This window comes from Mesorhizobium sp. M0870, from assembly GCF_040319775.1.
Classification (GTDB): domain Bacteria; phylum Pseudomonadota; class Alphaproteobacteria; order Rhizobiales; family Rhizobiaceae; genus Mesorhizobium.
In genome coordinates this window covers 540,994-558,702 of record NZ_JAMYOI010000001.1, presented here as the reverse complement: position 1 = coordinate 558,702, position 17,709 = coordinate 540,994, and the positions used below count along the sequence as shown (strand labels likewise).

The window sequence follows — 17,709 nt, the reverse complement described above, 5'->3', positions numbered from 1 at the left end:
ACGATCGCCAAAAGCGATAGTCAGAGGGGCCCGGCCCGCGTGAGACAGTTAGGAATGCAACTCGGCGCCTTCAAGAGCGATATCGCCCCCAGGAACGATTTGTTTGTCAACTCCGCTCAAATCATCACCACGATTTTGCCGAACTGCTCGTTTGATTCCAGATGCCGATGCGCTTCGACGATCTGGTCGAACGCAAAGGTCCGGTCGATGATCGGTCTTAGTGCCCCACTCTGCAGGCCTTCGACGATGAACGCCTTGGCGGCCTCCAGCTTTACCGGGTTACCGGTGATCTGGTGCACGAGGTAGCCGCGCAGTGTCAGCGTCTTGCTCAGCACCGCTGGCAGCGGGAATGGCGTCGGCGCGTGGCTCAGTCCGCCATATTCGATGAGGATGCCGCTATGCGACATGGCCGCCGTCAGCGGCTCGAAGATCGGGCCGCCGACCGCATCAAACACGACGCGCACGCCTCGCGGCCCGGCGATCTGGTTCAATCGCGCCGCCAGATCCTCCTCCGTCGAGGCCACGACGTCGGCCGCGCCGGCCTCGAGCAGCGCCCGCATCTTCGCCGATGTCCGCGTCACCGCGATCGCGGTCGCGCCGACCTTGTTGGCGATCTGGATCGCCGCAAGCCCGACACTGCTCGATGCTGCTGTGATGACGACGGCGTCTCCGCTGTGCAGCCCGGCGATGTCGATCAGCGCGCCATAAGCGGTGAGATATTGCATCCAGACCGCCGCTGCCGTTTGCCAGTCAAGCGACTGCGGATGCTTGACGATAAGTCGGGCGGGGTAGGTGGCAAGATCGCCATAGGCCGGCCAGCGGATCATCGATTGCGGCGGGATGACACTGACGCTGTCACCTGGCGCGAAATCCTTCACGCCGTCGCCAATAGTCTCGACGACACCCGCCGCTTCAAGACCAAGCCCCGCCGGGAGCGTCGGCGTCTCGATATAGGCGCCCGCGCGCAGCAGCGCTTCGGCGCGATTGAGGCCGAGTGCCTTGACCCGGATTTGAACTTCGCCCGGCCCCGGTGGGGAAAGCGCGACATCCTCGATGCGCAGAACCTCCGGGCCACCATGCTGGTGAAAGCGAACTACGCGTGTCATTCGGGATACTCCAAATCATCTGAACCGAATGAGCTATGCAGCTAGGCTTGCCGGGGATAAATGGCTGTAAGGGAAGAACAGTAGAAACCAGGAGTTTTGAATATGGATCGGCTTGAGAGCATGTCCGTGTTCGTCAGGGCCGTCGACCTCGGCTCGTTCGCAGCCGCCGCAGTCGCACTCGATCTGTCCGGACCAATGGTTGGCAAGCATGTGCGGTTCCTCGAGGAGCGGCTGGGCGTGCGGCTGCTCAACCGGACCACGCGGCGGCAGAGCCTGACCGACTTCGGGCGCGCCTACTATGAACGCTGCCGGGTGGTGCTGGCCGAGGCCGAAGCCGCCGATGCGCTCGCCGCCGACCAGTTCTCCGAACCACGTGGAAAACTGCGGGTCACCATGCCGGCGCATTTCGGCCGCCATTGCGTTGCACCCGTGCTGCTGCGGCTGGCGCGGCAATATCCGATGCTGGAGCTCGACCTGTCGCTCACCGACCGCTTCGCCGATCTTGCCGAAGACGGATACGATCTCGCCATTCGGACCGGTGCTCTGGGCGACAAGGCGGGGTTGATCGCACGCCGCGTCGCGCGCCAGGACATGGTCGTCTGCGCCGCACCCTCCTATCTCAGAATTCATGACGAGCCGCAGCGTATCGAAGACTTCGCTGATCATCAGGCGATTGTCTACCGCCGGCTCGGCCAAGTCGTTCAGCCGTGGCTGTTTGCGCGCGAGGGGCAATCCGTACAGGAGATTACGCCAACCGGGCGGCTGCGGCTCGACGATCTCGATGCCATCGCCGATGCGGCTGTTGAGAGCATGGGGCTTGCCTGGCTGCCCTGGTGGCTGGTGCGCGAGCGCATTGAAGCCGGCGCGCTGGTCGCACTGTTGCCGGACCAGCCGCGATATCTCTACGACTGCCATGCCCTTTGGCTGCAGACGCCGCATCTGCCGCTGAAGGTGCGGCTGGCCGTCGATGCGCTGGCTGCCGCCTTGCCGAGATCGATGGCCTGATTGCCAATCGCAGCCGCTTTCAGTTGAGGTCGCGCGGATACTCCTTGACCTCACTGCGATCGACGACCACTTCATCTCCCTCATGGGCAGTGATGTGGGTCTCGATCCGCCAGACATCGCGCAGCGCGCGCACGGTCGCTTTCACCGAAAGGCGCGCCTGCCAGTCGCCGCGGCCATAGGACTTTTCCCAGGTGCAGGTGCCGACCGCCGAGTTCGGATCGTCGGGGTGGATGGTGAACCGGTCGACATGCCTCGCCGCAACGGTCATCTGCGTATGTGGATGCCGCACCGTGCCGCCATCATTGACGACCTGATAAACGGTCTCGCCGGTGTCCTGGTCCGTCGAAACCGAGCGCCGGAAGCCGTCGCCCTTGGCCAGAACCTCCTGCTCCATCGGCACAGCGCTTTCCGGAGCCAGGAAAGCCCCCAGCGTGTCGTCCAGCTTCTGCGGTGGGCGCACCGGCAGGATCAGCCGGCTGTCGCCGCAATGGATCGACAGCGTCGCCTGCTCGGCGGTCGGGAAGACGATGGGCCAATGCGATGTCGCCAGTGCCAGCCGGATACGCTCGCCAACCTCGAAACGCTGCCCGCAGCAGCGCAGCTTGATGCGCACCGTTTCCGCCTGGCCCGGCACCATGGGTGCGATGTCCAGATCATCGTTGCGATGGCTCAGGTTGAGGATGCCATAGCTGATGCGCGAGGCAGCACCTTCAGGGAACACTTGCGACAGCGTGGCGGACAGAAGGGCGACGGGCTTGTCAGAGGAGAGCCTGACCTCGAATTCGGGGAAACCAAGGATCTCGATGGCTTCGGTCAACGGCGCGGTCTCGAAGATCAGGGCATTGCCTTCCTCCGTGCGCTGGTCGACCGGCAAAGTCGGCATGACGCCATAACCGCACCAGGCGCCGGACGACAGGCCGGCCGTCTGCGGCGACGAAATCTCCAGGATCGTATCTTCGCCCCTGGCCTCGCTCAGCACATGCGGCGCAAGGTTCAGCACCTTTTCGCCAACGCCTGGTCCCGGCCACGCCGGCTCCGCCACCCAGCGGCCGGGCCGCTCGTCATAGATCGCCGCCGGCCGTGCGGGGTCCTGAATCCAGGCGCGCAGCATCGGCTCGTCGGCAATGCCGGTGTCGATGCCCTTGAGATATTGATCCCACCAGCGCAGGCACTCCTGCAGGAAGCCGATACGCGGGCCGGGCATGGCGAAGTGCGGATATTTGTGGCCCCAGGGTCCGATCAGGCCCTTGCGAGGACCGCTCAGTTTTTCCAGCATCCGGAAGATCGGATTGGGATAGCCGTCGGCCCAGCCGCCGACGGCATAGACCGGGATTTCGACATCGGAATAGTCCTCGCAGATCGAGCCGTGCTTGTAGAAATCGTCGCGGCGCTGGTGTTCGAACCAGTCCTGCATCCAGATGCCGTTGCCGTTCAGCCGTTGCTCCCAAAGATCGCGCCAGCGATCGCCGACAATGAACGGGTCGGGCGGGGTCATGGCGATGGCCCAGGCGGTGGTTCCCCACATCAGATTGTCGCACATCATGGCGCCGCCGAGATAATGCACGTCATCATTGTAGCGATCATCCGTGGAGCACAGCGAGACAACCGCTTTCAATGCTGGCGGTCGCCGCGCGGCGACCTGAAGCCCGTTGAAGCCGCCCCAGCTGATGCCGATCATGCCGACACTACCCGAGCACCAGGATTGCCGGGCCAGCCATTCGATGACCGCCAGACAGTCATCCTGCTCCTGCTTCAGATACTCACCCTTGCACAATCCCTCGCTGTCGCCTGAGCCGCGCATGTCGACCCGCACGCCGGCATAGCCGTGACCGGCAAAATAGGGATGCGTCAGCGCATCGCGCTCCACCGTTCCGTCGCGCTTGCGGTAGGGCAAATATTCGAGGATCGCCGGCACCGGATCGGCCTCCGCGTCTTCCGGCAGCCAGACACGCGCCGCCAGCTTGACGCCGTCAGGCATCGGAATCCACAAATTCTCGATCTCGCGGATTTTGCGCGGGAAATCGGTGACGACGCGGATATCTTGCATGGCGGCTCCTCTCGACGCCCCGGCCGACAACTTGCGCCGGTGGCGATCCTTATGTGTTCAGCGGGAAATGGCAGGTCAGGCGGCCGTTTCCGACCGCGACCGGGATGGGGACATCCACCGCGCAGCAGCGCTGGGCCTGCGGACAGCGTGTGTGAAATTCGCAGCCTGAAGGGCGCGCCAGCAGGGAGGGAACGTCGGCCGGCAGCGTGATGCGCTGGTGCACCCGATCTGGGTCCGGCTCGGGATTGGCGGACAGAAGGGCCGCCGTATAGGGATGATGCGGCGCGCGGAAGATCGCTTCGGTTTCACCCTGCTCGACGAAGCGCCCGAGATACATCACCGCCATGCGGTCGGCGATCTGGCGCACGACATGCAGATTGTGGGTGATGATCAGCATCGACAGGCCCATTCGGTCGCGCAGGTCGTTGAGCAGGTTCAGCACCTCTCCCTGCACGGAGACGTCGAGGCCGGCGGTCGGCTCGTCGGCGACGACCAGCACCGGGTCCAGAGCGATCGCCCGCGCCACACCGACGCGGCGCGCTTGGCCGCCGGAAAGCTGGTGCGGGTAGCGGTCGGCGAAATCGCGCGGCAGCCCGACCAGCGCAAGAAGCCGTGTGACTTCGGCGTTGAGATCGCGATCGGACAAGCCGTGAATGACGAAAGGCTCAGACAGCAGCGAGCGCACGCTGAGCCGTGGTGACAGCGATCCCACAGGATCCTGGAACATCATCGGCATGCGCCGCCGCACCGGTTTCATGGCGGTGTTAGACAGGCCTTGCAGTTCCTGCCCTTCAAACAGGATCGTGCCCGCCTTCACCGGCTGAAGACCGTTGAGCGTGCGCGCCAGCGTCGTCTTGCCCGAGCCGGATTCGCCGACCAGCGCGAAGGTGCTGCCTCGTTGAAGCGTGAAGCTGACGCCGGAGACCGCTTCGATCTCGGTGGCCCGCCCCGCGAGCCTGGCGGACAGGCCGCCAGCGCGGAACGCGACGCGCAAATCATTGACGCTGAGCAGGTCTTCGGAGCTCATGCGTTCATCGCTCCCAAGGGAATGTCCGCATGCCAGCAGTGGGCGATGTGAGACCCACCGAGGACTGCGCTGGGAGGCGTCGTCAGGCATTGGGCGTCGGCGCGATCGCAGCGCGGCTGGAAGACGCAGCCGCTCGGCCGGCGGCGCAAATCCGGCAAGGTCCCGGCAATGGTCGGCAGGCGAGCAACCCGCTGCGACAGCCGGGCGGGATCGCAAGCCAAAAGCTTCTGCGTGTAGGGATGACGCGCATCGTGGAATATCTCGCGGGTCGTGCCGCTCTCCACTACTTCGCCGGCATACATCACGATCATCTCGTCGCAGAGTTCGGCAATCACGCCCAGATGATGCGAGATGAACAGCACCGAGCAGCCGATGTCGCGCTGCAGATCCTTGAGCAGTTCGATGGTGGCCACCTCCAGCGTCGCATCGAGTGCCGTCGTCGGCTCGTCGGCGATCAGCAGCGCCGGCTCCATCATCAGCGCCATCGCAATGGCGATGCGCTGCTTCATGCCGCCGGAGAACTCGTGTGGAAACTGCGTCAGCCGGCTTCCCGGATCGGGAATGCGAACCTTGCGCAGCATGGCGACGGAGCGTGCATCCTTGTCCCGCTTCGACAGACCCGAGCGATACTGAATGTCGCGCATCTGCCGCCCCACCGACAGCACCGGGTTGAGCGCGCCCATCGGATCCTGGAACACAGTGGCGATCCTGAGGCCACGCAGGCCGCGCATCGCGGTCGGGTCGAGCCGGGCAAGGTCCTTGTCGCCCTCGAAGATGATCTCGCCCGATGTGATTTCACCATTGTCGGCGAGCAGGCCGAGAATGGCGTTGATGAGCGTCGATTTCCCGCAGCCGGATTCGCCGACCACGCCGACGCTGCGGTTGGCCGGCACGCAAAAACTCACCTGCTTCAGCGCCTCCAGTCGCCCGGCCTCGGTGTGGAAGGCGACGCTCAGATCCTTGACCTCGAGAACCGTCATGAGCGTCCCTTCAGCCTGGGATCGAAGAGGTCGCGTAGCGTCTCGCCGAAGAAGGTGAAGCCGAGCGTGGTCAGCACGATCGGCAGGCCGCCGGCAATCACGATCCAGTAGGAATCGCGGATGTTGGCGAAGCCGTCATTGAGGATCGCACCCCAGCTCGGCGTCGGCGGCCGCACGCCGAGCCCGAGGAAGCTCATGCCCGCCTCGATCGCCACCACCACGGGAATGTCCATCGAGATCAGGATCAGGATCGGGCCGATGATGTTGGGCAGGATATGGACACGCAGGATGCGGCCGGCGCTTGCCCCCATCGAGCGCGCCGCCATGACGTGTTCGGCCGATTTGAGCACCAGCGTCTGGGTTCGGATGATGCGCGCATAACCCGGCACATTGACCAGCATCACCACCAGCACCACCGCGTAGAGCGAGGGGCCGAACAGGGTGACCAGCGTCAGCGCCAGCATAACGGTGGGAAAGCTCTTCACGGCGTCGAAGATCAGCAGCAGCACATTGTCGAGCCAGCGCGGCCCATAGCCTGCGATCAGCCCTAGCACGACGCCGACAACCAGCGACACCGCTGTCGCGCCCAGCGCGATCAAAAGCGCGACGCGTCCGCCATAGAGCACCCGGGTGAGAAGATCGCGGCCGAGATGGTCGGTGCCGAGCAGATGCAGGAGGCTCGGCGAAGCGAAGCGTTCGGCCGGCGATATCTTGCTCGGCGCATAGCTGGTCAGGAGGCTGGCGAAGACCGCCGACAGCACCACGACCGTCACCAGCGTCAGGCCGATCGCGCCGAGCGGCTCGCGCATGATGCGGCGCAAGGTGCGCCATATCATGCCGAGACGGAAGCTGCGGGATGGCAGCTCAGTTGAAACTTGATCTGACACGGGGATCCAAGATACCGACGAGGATGTCGGCTGCTACGTTGACGAGAACGAAGAAGACCGTGGTGACCAGCACGGCTCCGGAGACGATGGGATAGTTGCGCACCGAGATCGCCTCATAGACCAGCTTGCCGATGCCGGGACGGGCAAAGACGATTTCGGCGAAGACGGAAGACGACAGCATGTGGCCGATGCCGACGCCGAGCAAGGTGATCGTCGGCAGCACGGCGATGCGGAGGGCGTAGGTGTAGACGATCCTGTGCTCGGTCAGGCCGAAGGCGCGCGCCGTGCGGATATGGCTGGCTTCCAGCGTCTCCAGCATCGAGGCGCGCACCATGCGCGAGATATAGCCGATCCAGCCAAGGCCAACCGCCAGCGACGGCAAGATGAGGTGCTGGAGCTGGCTGGCGAGGTCGCCCGGTTCGCCGGCGCCGATCGCCGGCAGCCATTGCAGGGCGACCGCAAACACCAGCAGCGAATAGATGGCGACGACGAAGGACGGCACGGCGATCATCGCCACCGACAGCACCCCGATCACCTGATCGACAAAGCCGCCGCGCCGCACCGCCGCGATGCAGCCAAGCGGAATGCCGAGCGCCACCGACCACGTGATGCCGCCGACCACCAGCGCCAGCGTGAACGGAAGCTGTTCCATCACCACGTCCAGAACTGGCCGATCTGACAGCACCTCTGTGCCGAGATCGCCGCGCAGGACCGATCCGTAGAAATGTAGGAACTGCCGCCACACCGGCTGATCGAGGCCCATGCGTACGCGCAGCGCCTCCATCATCTCCGGCGTCGCGCGCGGCCCCAGCGCAACGGAGGCCGGGTCGCCGGGAATGAGGTAAACCATGGCGAACATCATCATCATGGCCACGCTGATGATGATGGCGCCAAGCCACAGACGCTTGAGGGCGTAGCGGATCATTTCCAGTACCTGTCGGACGGTCTTTGGCGGGGACGAGCCCCGCCCGCCGATATCATGCGGGTTTGAAGTCGGTGAACACGGGTTCGCCGTTCGGCTTCAGGCCGGCCACAAGCGTATATCGATTCATGATGCCGGTGACCTCATGCGTCAGGAAAACGTAGTTGCCGTTCTCCTCCATCAGGTCCTGCAGCTTCTTGTAGATGACATCGCGTTTTGCCGGGTCGAGCTCGACCATGCCTTCGGCATTGAGCTTGTCGAATTCCTCGCTGGAAAACCGCTCCCAGTTCCAGACACCGATCTGGTCGCGGGTAAACCAGGCAGTGGCCCAGCTCGGATCCGGCTGCATGGAGAAGCGGCTGATGATCATCTGCAGCTTTTTGTAGTAGTCGCCTTCCTTGGCGCCCAGCGTCCAGAAGGTGCCGCTGTCGTTCTGCTTGATCTCCACAGTGAGGCCGACATCCTGCAGGTTCGACTGCACGACCTGCGCCGCGGTCAGGCGCTCGGTCTTGTTGAGGATGTCGAGCGTGATCGTCGCGCCGGCCAGTCCTTCCTTGGCGATCATGTCGCGGGCGCGGTCCGGATCGAAATCGAACAGGTTCTTCTCGCGATGGCCGGGCAGGCCGGGCGCGATGATGCCGGTGGCGGTGGCGGCGGCGCCGAAATAGGCGGCATCGACCACCGCCTTGCGGTCCACGGCGTACTGAACCGCGCGGCGCATGTTCGGATTGTTGAAAGGCGCGACATCCTGGTTCATGCCAAGCCAGACAAAGGCCAGCGACGGCTTCTCGACCACGGTCGTCTTTGGCGGCGGTGTCTGCTTCAGGCGCGAGATCGAGGAGACCGCGGTCCAGGTGTAATCCAGGTCGCCGGCCTCATAGCCGAGTTCGGCGGTCTTCTCATCCTCGATCGGATGGATGTGGATCTCCGCGAAGGCACCTTGCTCGTACTTCCAGTCGGGATTGCGCACCAGCACCGTGCGCTGCTTGGGCAGCCATTCCTTCAGGATGTAGGGCCCCGACTGGGCCACCGGCTTGACACCCATCTTGCCACCGAGCTCGGTGATGGCGCGCTTCGACAGGATGGTGCCGGAAGGCGTCGGCAAGGTCGACGTCCACAGCGGCGCGAAGGCCTGCTTCAGGTGGATCAGCCCCGACAGCTTGTCCTTGACTTCGACCTCTTTGAGCGTCGCCCAGTCGCCGGAGTAGGGGCTCTTGTTGGCGGGATCGGCGATGCGTTCGATCGAAAACTTGACGTCTTCGGCCGTCATCTGGCCGTAGCCATCGGTGAAGCCGATATTGTCGCGCAGCTGGAAGGCGACGGTCAGCGGATCGAGCTGCTTGATCGTCTCCGCCGCCATCGGCCGCCAGCCCCAGCTGTCGCCCGGCGTGGTGACGACGAGGCCGGCGAAGATGACGCTGGTGATGTCGCCTTCGGGTGCCGCCAGCCGGAAGCAAGGGTCGAGCGTCTGGATGTCGGCGTAGGAGCGCACCTTGAGGATCGGCCCGTCGCTCGACCAGGAAACTTTTGGATTGACCATTGAGGCGAGGCCGAAAGCGCCGGCTCCGGCGAGCAGGCTGCGGCGCGAAACCCTGGTGTCGGCTAGAATGGACATGCTCTACCCCTCTGCTGTTTTCGTTGTCTTGTTTCCGGCCGTTGGCCATTCTCCAAGCCGGGCCGAATGTGTCTGTCAGCTAAAACTGCTAATAATAGACATGTATGTCTAGCGAAAATTTTGCCGGCATGTCCGAATCTTGAATACGGACGATCTTGCGGGAAATATCGACATCTGTTCCGACCGCGCCAGCGCGTCGGCTTGGGCCCTACGCGGGCTAAATGTGATCGCCCACACGGCGCGGCTTGGCCCGCCATTCGGTGGGGCCTGGATCAAGAGCTGTAGCGGACATGCGCCTCTCCGCGGCCGATCACTTCCAGATTTCGGCCGCCAGGCGCACGAAATTGCCGCCCAGGACGTTGCGCACGGTCTGCTCGGACTGGCCGCGGCGCAGAAGCACATCGGTCAGTTCGCTCATCTGGCCGGGAGCCGCGTAGGTCGTCGCCCCTTCCGGATACTCGCTCCTGGGCCAGAATTGCGGGTTGTCGGAAATGATACGGTCGATGCCTTTGATGTCGACGGGGAAGGCGTAGTCCAGCCCGATGCCGACATGATCTGGGCCAGCCAGATCGACAAGATATTCGATGTGGTCGGCCAACCTGTCCGAGTCCGTGCGTCCCTCTCCCAGGAAACGATTGAGCCCGACGATCGCGACGATGCCGCCGGTGCGCGCGCAGGCCTTTATCTGCTCGTCGGTGATGTTGCGGCCATGGCCGCACAAGGCCTTGGCGTTGGAGTGCGAGAAGATCACCGGCCGGTTGGAATATTCCATCACCTCCATCGAGGTGCGATAGCCGGTGTGGGTGACGTCGACGAACATGCCGAGACGGTTCATCTCGTCGATGACCTGGCGGCCGAACGCCGTCAGGCTGGTCTCGACATCGTGGCAACCGCCGCCGGCGAGGTTGTTCCTGTTGTAGGCAAACAAGATCTGGCGCACACCCAGATGGTGATAGAACTCCACCATTTCGATGCGGCCGTCGAGCGCGTTCATGCCCTCGACGTCGAAGGTGATTGCCAGTTTGCCCTCAAGCTTTGCCTTGCGGATTTCCTCTACCGAGGAGACCAGCGTGTAGTGCTCGGGATTGGCAAGGATCCAGTGGCGGAAATTTGCGAGCGTCCGCACTGTCTGCTCCCAGGGCAACAGGTCGAAGCCGACATCAATCGACAGATAGTCGATGCCGGCGTCGCGCCAGATCTGCAGATTGTTCAGGTCCGCAGCCGGGTCCGGCATGAAGCCGGAATGCGCGTCCCATATGATTTCACTGTCGAAAATGGCCTTGGCGGCAGTCGAAACGCTCACTTTTTTCTCACTCTCTTGGCAACGCCAACACGACGGAAGGCCGGATCAAGCGGCGTTCCGGACGTGTGATCCAGATGCAGTACGCATCAAGTATCAGGCCACAGACACATGTGTCTATACAGCTCCGAACGGGCCTGTATGGTCGCCGTCGCTGCATGTCGCTCCGATCGGACCATCGGCAAAAGGGAGAACAAAGATGAGTTCAAACGGAAGCCATGGCGGGAGCGATAGCAGGCACATCGCGGTAATCGGCGGCGGCATCATCGGCTGCAGCGCGGCTTTCCATCTGCTGCGGTCCGGCGTGCGCCGGGTGACGGTCATCGATGCGGGTCAGCCGGGTGCCGCGACCACCAGCGCCGGCGCGGGATTTGTCTCGCATTGGTCCGCCGGCATGATTCCGCTTGGCGAAGAGGGTCTTCAGCTGCAGCAATATGGCCTCGATTTCTATCGCCGGCTGCACGAGGTCGGCGTCGAGATCGGCTATCGGCCGAACGGCACCTTGATCATGGCGCTGACGGAGGACGGGCGCGAGCGTTTTGTCCGCCCGGTGCTGGACTCTTCCTATGCCCCGACGGAAATGCAGGATCTGAACGCCGCGCAGATCGGCCAGAAGATGCAAGGTCTCATCGATCCGGCGCGGGTCCATTCGGCGGCCTACAATCCGCATGGCATCCAGCTCGACACCAAGCTGGCAATGGGTGTGCTGACCGGCCAGATCAGCGAGCTGGGCGGCGTATTCCGCAGCAACACACGCGTGACGGCCGTCCATGATGCCGACGACCGGGTGGCGATCGAGACCGATCAGGGCAGCCTTGAGGCTGACGGCGTGATCGTTGCCGCTGGCGCATGGGACAACCAGATCATATCGGGCCTCGGCTGGAAGTTGCCGCTGCTGCGGGTCGTCGCGACACGCATCGTCACCGATGATCGCGGGCTGCCGTCGACCATCCCCACCGTCCAGTGCCGCGAATTGCGGCTGTGGCTGCGCGAGACATTCGGGGCCGTCATGTGGGGAACCGGCCGGCACTACAAACCCCTGTACAAAACAAATGACAGCGAAATCGAACCCGGCCAACCGCACAATCTCGAACTGATGCAGGAGACATTCGAGCAGGAGCTTGCCGAGCTGCAGACGGTGTTCCCGCCGCTGCGCGGTTCGACGATCGCGAGTTGGGCGCAAGGTGTGCCGTGCTACACGCCCGACAACGGTCTTATCGTCGGCAAGGTCCCCGGCAGCGACAATATCGTGGTCGTCGGCGGCGATAATGAGAGCGGCGTCACCCATGGGCCGGGTCTTGGCCGGCTCTCCTGCGAACTGGTCCTCGGGCAGACCCCATTCGTTTCCGCGGAGCGGTTCCGTGTCGATCGCTACGCCTCCGATGCCTTCAAGTCGGAAGCAGAGATCGAGGCCGCCATGCCGGCCTGGGGCGCGCGTCATGAGGCGTCGCGATTTGGCCGCGAGGCTTGATGTCAGCAGTCGTCGACGCTGCCGAGCAGCGCCTGCGCCACCGCCCTGACCACCGGGCCGGCATTCTTCCTCGTGACGATGTGGAAGGAGCCGGCGTGACGACGCGAGGTCTTCGTCAGCCGGACGAGCTGGCCGCGGCGCAGATGCTCGTCGGCAAACCCGGCCCAGGCGAGCGCGGCGCCGCGCCCGGCGATGGTTTCGTGGATCATCGACATGTAGCCCGTGAACCGAGGTCCATCGAGTTTCCGGTCGGTTCCGATCCACGATTGCCAGCTGTCGATCGCGCCCGGCGGCGTCACCTGATGCAGCAGCGGCACTGCTATGAAAGCCTCTGGGTCTTCCGAGGCGAGCGCCGGATAACGCGCCAGGAACGCCGGTGCGCAGACCGGGAACCATTCACCGTCGAGCAGTTTTTCGGTCACGAATTCGGACCATTGCCCGGCTTCGCCGAAGCGGATCGACAGCGCCACTTCAGGCTGGTCGAAATCCCTGTAGTCGGTGGATGTCTGCAGCAGCACCCGGCCATCGGCAACCTGCGATGTGATGAGGCCGAAGCGCGGCATCAGCCATGCCTGCGCGAAGTCGTGGCTGCAGCCGACCACGAATGTATCGCTGTCGTGCGCGGTCAAATCCTCGACCGCTTGCCTGATGGTGCCGAGACCCTCGCGGATCGCTTCGGCTAGCGTGTTGCCGGCCCCGGTGACGGCGACGCGGTTGCCTTTGCGCGCGAACAGCTCGACCGACAGCTGGCGCTCGAGATTGGCGACGTGCCTGCTGACCGCCGATTGGGCGATGTTCAGCTCCTGAGCGGCCAACGTCAGCCCGCCATGCCTGGCGGCAGCCTCGAAGACGACCATGGCGTTCAGCAGGGGAAGCGATGTCTTGAGGGTTTTCACAATCCAAACCTGCCTTCATGCCTTTTCGATATGAAGGTCTATCATTTCTGTGTTTGCCGCAAGCCTTTCCGCATCGCACATTCCTATCGAAACGTCATCCTAACGCCAGCGAGCAGAAAGGTGTTGCAGTGCAGGCCTATACACCGAACAGCCAGCCTATCGACAGAAGCGAGACCGTCAGGCTGATCGACCGGCAACGTCCGGACTGGTCGCTGGAACAGGCCTTTTATGCCGACCCTACGATCTTCGCGCTGGAACGTGACTTGTGGTTTCCGCGCCAATGGATGCTTGTCGCCCATGCCAGCGAGGTCCCTGAAAAGGGCCGCTACATCGTGCGCCAGCTGTTCGACGAAGAGATCATCGTCGTGCGCTTCGGCGATGGCGAGGAGGACATCGCGGCCTACTACAATGTCTGCACCCATCGCGGCTCGCGGCTCTGCGCCAAGGATGGTCGCGGCAAGCTTCTGGTCTGCCCATATCATGCCTGGTCGTTCAGGCTGACCGGCAAATTGCAGTCGCGGCAGGACCTTCCTACAAGCGCCGATCCGGAAACGCTCGGCCTGCACCGGGTGCCCTGCAAGAGTTTCGGCGGCCTGGTATTCTGCGGCCTCGATGCCAAGTCGTTGCCCGACATCCAGCCTGTCGCGGACGGGCTGACCGGTGGCTTGCGCGAGAACGGCCTCGACCGCGCACGCATCGTTGCGCGCAGGAATTACCTGACCAAGGCGAACTGGAAGCTGGTGCTCGAGAACTTCCTTGAATGCTATCACTGCCGTCCGGCTCACCCCGAATATTACCGCGTCAACGGTCATGTCAAAGTGACCGCGACCCGCGATGCCGACAAGGCGGTCGAGTGGCAGAACGAAATCGAGGCCTGGCACAGCGTCATCGGCGATGCCGAGTTCCACAAGGGCGCGTGGCAGGCTGGCGACCTGGACACGATGCCGTTCGCCATGCACCGCAAGCCGATCGGCTCCGGCCGTAACACGCTGTCCAATACGGGCGAGGGGGTCTCGTGCCTGATGGGTGGTCGTCGTGCCTATGATGGCGGCGAAAGCGGCTTTCGCCTCGGACGCCTGTCGTTTGCAAGTGCTGCCAATGACTATGTCACGCTGTTCCAGATGATACCGCGCAACGCCATGGAAACAGACGTCATCCTGACTTGGCTCGTCGACAAGGATGCCGATAACGACGTCGACGCCGATGCGATCAGCTGGATGTGGGACATCACCACGGTGCAGGACAAGAAGATCACCGAAGACAATGCCGACGGCATCATGTCGCGCGCCTACCGGCCGGGGCCCTATACGCCGCTGGAAAGCCAGACCTCGTTCTTCGTGCAGACCTATCTGTCGGAACTGCGCTCGCTGATCACCGGCACGCGCGGCGCGACCGTCAGCCAATGGTCTGCGCCGAAGGAACTTTTCGCTTCGCCGAAAGCGGCGAGTTGCAACACGCGCCTCTGACCCGCGGCCGAAGATGCCTCTTTGAGGCGTCGCATTCCGATGCCATATGAAGGGGGGCCGACGGAATGTTGCGGGAGAGACAGTTTATGACCAAAGGTTCGGATCTGTTCGTCGCGGCCCTCGAGAACGAAGGGGTCGAACGGATTTTCGGCATTCCGGGCGAAGAAAATCTCGATATCGTCGAATCCATCCGCCGCTCCTCGATCCAGTTGATCCTGACCCGTCACGAGCAGGCAGCCGCTTTCATGGCCGCCACCTATGGCAGGCTTACCGGCAAGCCGGGTGTGTGTATCACCACGCTTGGCCCAGGCGCGCTCAACCTTTCGACCGGTTCGGCCTATGCGCTGCTCGGCGCGATGCCGATGATCATGATCACCGGCCAGAAGGGCATCCTGTCATCCCGGCAGGCGCGCTTTCAGATCGTCGACATCGTCGCGGCGATGAAGCCGCTGACCAAGCTGTCGCGCCAGATCGTCTCGCCGAAGATGATCCCCTCGCTGGTGCGCGAAGCTTTCCGTGTCGCCCAGGAAGAGCGTCCCGGTCCCGTACATCTGGAACTGCCGGAAGACATTGCGGCGGCCGAGTGCGAACCGATCGCGCTGGTGCCGACGCACCCGGTCGAACTGCCGCTGGCCAGTCCAGGCGCGCTTGATCGCGCCGCCCGTATGATCCTGGAAGCCAGGCGCCCGCTGCTGATGTTCGGCGCGGCGGCGTCGCGACCGCGCGTGACCCCCGACGTCGCGCAGTTCGTGCTGCGGACGCAAATTCCCTATTTCACCACGCAGATGGGCAAGGGCACCGTGCCCGGCGGCACGGAGCTCTATATGGGAACGGCAGCCCTTTCGGAGCGCGACTACGTGCACGAGGCCATCGAGCAGGCCGATCTGATCATCACCATCGGTCACGACACCGTGGAGAAGCCGCCCTTCATCATGGGGGCGAAGGGGCCGAAGGTCATTCATGTCGGCTACCAATCAGCCGATGTCGAGCAGGTCTATTTCCCGCAAGCCGAAATCGTCGGCGACCTCGGCCCTTCGCTGGCGCTGCTGGCCGACCGCATCGAGGGCAAGATCCCCAACGCGCAGGTCCTGCTGCCGCTGCGGGAAGGCATTCTGAGCCGGATCGCCGCGCGGGCCACCGAAGATCGCTTCACGCCGCAGCGCATCGTGCACGACGTGCGCGCCGTGATGCCGGCCGACGGGATCCTCGCCCTCGACAACGGCATGTACAAGATCTGGTTCGCGCGCAACTACCGGACGCGCATGGCAAACACGATCCTGCTCGACAATGCGCTGGCCACCATGGGCGCGGGCTTGCCGTCGGCGATGATGGCGGCACTGCTCTATCCGCAGCGCCGTGTCATGGCCATCTGCGGCGATGGCGGCTTCATGATGAACAGCCAGGAATTGGAGACCGCCGTCAGGCTCAAGCTCAACCTCGTCGTCCTGCTGCTCGAGGACCATGCCTATGGCATGATCCGCTGGAAGCAGGCGGTTGACGAATTTCCGGATTTCGGCATGACCTTCGGAAATCCCGATTTCGTCAAGTATGCCGAGGCTTATGGCGCCAAGGGAACCAGGGTTGCAGAGATCGCCGACTTGCGGCCGGCGCTGGAACAGGCCTTCACCGGCGGCGGCGTGCATCTCGTCGTTGTGCCTATCGACTATTCCGAAAACACCAGGGTGCTCGTCGACGAATTGCGCGAGCGTCTGCCTGCGCCGCAGACGCCCTGACGGCAGCGACAAAGCCGCCGTCAGGATTGCTTGGGCGGAAGACCCTACACCTTGCAGTAAGGCGTTACCGGCGCGATGGTGCCGAAATCCTTAGCGATCTCGTAGCCGATGCCGTCGGCCGCCGCCTTGCCTACATAGGAATGGCAGAGTGTGTGGTTGTTGGTGGCGTCGACGCGGATCTTGCCTTGCGGTGCGTCGAACTCGATCGACGGCAGCGCGGCCAATACATCGTCGTCCTTCAGCGATCCCGCCTTCTCCGCGGCCAGCGCGTAGAGATGCAGGCCGTTGTAGCCGGCCTCCCCGATGCCGTTGACCATCTTCTCCTGGCCGAATTTCTCACGGAAGCTGGAGATGAACTTTTTGTTGACCGGATTGTCCAGCGCCATCCAGTAGGGCTGCGGCGCATAGGTGCCGGCCGCAACGCCGGGCGGCAGCGCGTCCTTGTTGAAGACCTCGTCGAGCGGGGCGATCAGCGGCTGCTTGATGTCGAAGCTGCGATACTGCTTGAGCTGGGTGACGGCGTCGTTGCCGACCACCATCGACCAGACGACATCGGGCTTCAGCGACTTGATCTTCTGGAAGGCCGGGCCGAAATCTGTGGTCCCGAACGGATAGTAATCGGCGCCGATGATCTTGCCGCCGGCCTTCTCATAGGCCGCCGTGATCGCCTCGGTCATCTTCTGCGGCCAGGCATAGTCCGAAGCCATGACATAGATCGTCTTGCCGAGGTTCTCTGCCACCCATGGCATCATCGGGTCGACCTGCTGCATCGGGATCGGGCCGGTGGCGACGAAGTAGCGGTTGCATTCGCCGCCTTCGAAATTGGTCGGGTAGAAGAACAGCTTCTTGGCCTTCGAGGTGACCGACAGCGTGGCGCTGCGCTCAGGCGAAATGATCGTGCCCATGATCACGTCGACCTTGTCTTCGTTGATGAGCTTGCGCGCCTTGTCGATGGAGCCCTTGGTCGTGGTCTGGTTGTCCTCGATGATGAGTTCGACCTGGCGCCCGCCAATGCCGTTGGCGGCGTTGAGGTTCGGCGGCGGCGAGCTTGTAGCAATTGAGCAACGTCTCGCCGAGGATCGCCTGCAGTCCGGTGATCGGGATCGACAGGCCGACCTTGACGGTGTCGGCGGCGCGCAGGATCGACGGCGCGCCGACTATGGCGAAGGCGGCGGCAGCGCCGCCGATTTCAAGACAGTTCTTCTGCTTATCATTGTTGTGTTCCCTTCCAGTCCCAGGCGCGCCCCATGCACG

General features: G+C 63.5%; 14 protein-coding genes. 4 read left to right on the top strand and 10 right to left on the bottom strand.

Annotated features, from left to right (window positions below; genetic code table 11):
• Positions 1-116: 116 nt before the first annotated feature.
• Positions 117-1,106 carry a zinc-dependent alcohol dehydrogenase family protein gene (locus tag NKH97_RS02625; RefSeq protein ID WP_352440079.1) on the bottom strand — a complete coding sequence of 330 codons (990 nt, stop codon included), beginning with the start codon at positions 1,104-1,106 and terminating at the stop codon, positions 117-119.
• 102 nt (positions 1,107-1,208) lie between these two features.
• Here NKH97_RS02625 and NKH97_RS02620 point away from each other — a divergent pair, with 102 nt between their 5' ends.
• Positions 1,209-2,111, top strand: a complete 903-nt coding sequence (locus NKH97_RS02620) for a LysR family transcriptional regulator (RefSeq protein WP_352440078.1) — start codon at positions 1,209-1,211, stop codon at positions 2,109-2,111.
• A 19-nt stretch (positions 2,112-2,130) separates the two neighbouring features.
• Here the strand turns inward: NKH97_RS02620 and NKH97_RS02615 are convergent, their stop codons facing one another.
• The 7 genes from NKH97_RS02615 to NKH97_RS02585 all read right to left on the bottom strand — a co-directional run bounded on the left by NKH97_RS02615 (position 2,131) and on the right by NKH97_RS02585 (position 10,892).
• Positions 2,131-4,158: a CocE/NonD family hydrolase gene (locus NKH97_RS02615; RefSeq protein WP_352440077.1), complete on the bottom strand. Its 2,028-nt coding sequence runs from the start codon at positions 4,156-4,158 to the stop codon at positions 2,131-2,133.
• Between the two features lie 49 nt (positions 4,159-4,207).
• Positions 4,208-5,185 carry an ABC transporter ATP-binding protein gene (locus NKH97_RS02610; protein ID WP_023808849.1) on the bottom strand — a complete coding sequence of 326 codons (978 nt, stop codon included), beginning with the start codon at positions 5,183-5,185 and terminating at the stop codon, positions 4,208-4,210.
• Entirely contained in the window at positions 5,182-6,165 is a 984-nt protein-coding gene (locus tag NKH97_RS02605) for an ABC transporter ATP-binding protein (protein WP_023808848.1), read from the bottom strand. The genes NKH97_RS02610 and NKH97_RS02605 overlap by 4 nt, the downstream gene beginning before the upstream one ends.
• Complete coding sequence (locus NKH97_RS02600; protein WP_031212293.1) at positions 6,162-7,001, bottom strand: ABC transporter permease; 840 nt, start codon at positions 6,999-7,001, stop codon at positions 6,162-6,164. Before NKH97_RS02600 ends, NKH97_RS02605 begins: the two co-directional genes overlap by 4 nt.
• Positions 7,002-7,029: 28 nt before the next feature.
• Entirely contained in the window at positions 7,030-7,977 is a 948-nt protein-coding gene (locus NKH97_RS02595) for an ABC transporter permease (protein ID WP_352440076.1), read from the bottom strand.
• Positions 7,978-8,029: 52 nt separating this feature from the next.
• A complete protein-coding gene (locus NKH97_RS02590) occupies positions 8,030-9,589 on the bottom strand; it encodes an ABC transporter substrate-binding protein (RefSeq protein ID WP_352440075.1) in 1,560 nt (519 codons plus the stop codon).
• A 310-nt stretch (positions 9,590-9,899) separates the two neighbouring features.
• Positions 9,900-10,892, bottom strand: coding sequence for a dipeptidase (locus NKH97_RS02585; protein WP_023808844.1), 993 nt, complete (start codon positions 10,890-10,892; stop codon positions 9,900-9,902).
• A gap of 196 nt (positions 10,893-11,088) precedes the next feature.
• Between NKH97_RS02585 and NKH97_RS02580 the strand changes: the two genes are divergently transcribed.
• Positions 11,089-12,360, top strand: a complete 1,272-nt coding sequence (locus tag NKH97_RS02580) for an NAD(P)/FAD-dependent oxidoreductase (protein ID WP_023808843.1) — start codon at positions 11,089-11,091, stop codon at positions 12,358-12,360.
• 2 nt (positions 12,361-12,362) lie between these two features.
• On the opposite strand, the gene NKH97_RS02575 is transcribed toward NKH97_RS02580, so the two are convergent.
• Positions 12,363-13,256 (bottom strand): LysR family transcriptional regulator, encoded by an 894-nt coding sequence (locus tag NKH97_RS02575; RefSeq protein ID WP_352440074.1) that lies wholly within the window; start codon positions 13,254-13,256, stop codon positions 12,363-12,365.
• A 128-nt stretch (positions 13,257-13,384) separates the two neighbouring features.
• On the opposite strand from NKH97_RS02575, the gene NKH97_RS02570 reads away from it, so the two are divergent.
• Together NKH97_RS02570 and NKH97_RS02565 are read left to right on the top strand one after the other, a co-directional pair.
• Entirely contained in the window at positions 13,385-14,722 is a 1,338-nt protein-coding gene (locus NKH97_RS02570) for an aromatic ring-hydroxylating oxygenase subunit alpha (RefSeq protein WP_023808841.1), read from the top strand.
• 86 nt (positions 14,723-14,808) lie between these two features.
• Positions 14,809-16,455: an acetolactate synthase large subunit gene (locus NKH97_RS02565; RefSeq protein WP_128302363.1), complete on the top strand. Its 1,647-nt coding sequence runs from the start codon at positions 14,809-14,811 to the stop codon at positions 16,453-16,455.
• A 44-nt stretch (positions 16,456-16,499) separates the two neighbouring features.
• Here the strand turns inward: NKH97_RS02565 and NKH97_RS02560 are convergent, their stop codons facing one another.
• Positions 16,500-17,513: a substrate-binding protein gene (locus tag NKH97_RS02560; protein WP_352795300.1), complete on the bottom strand. Its 1,014-nt coding sequence runs from the start codon at positions 17,511-17,513 to the stop codon at positions 16,500-16,502.
• Positions 17,514-17,709: the final 196 nt, after the last annotated feature.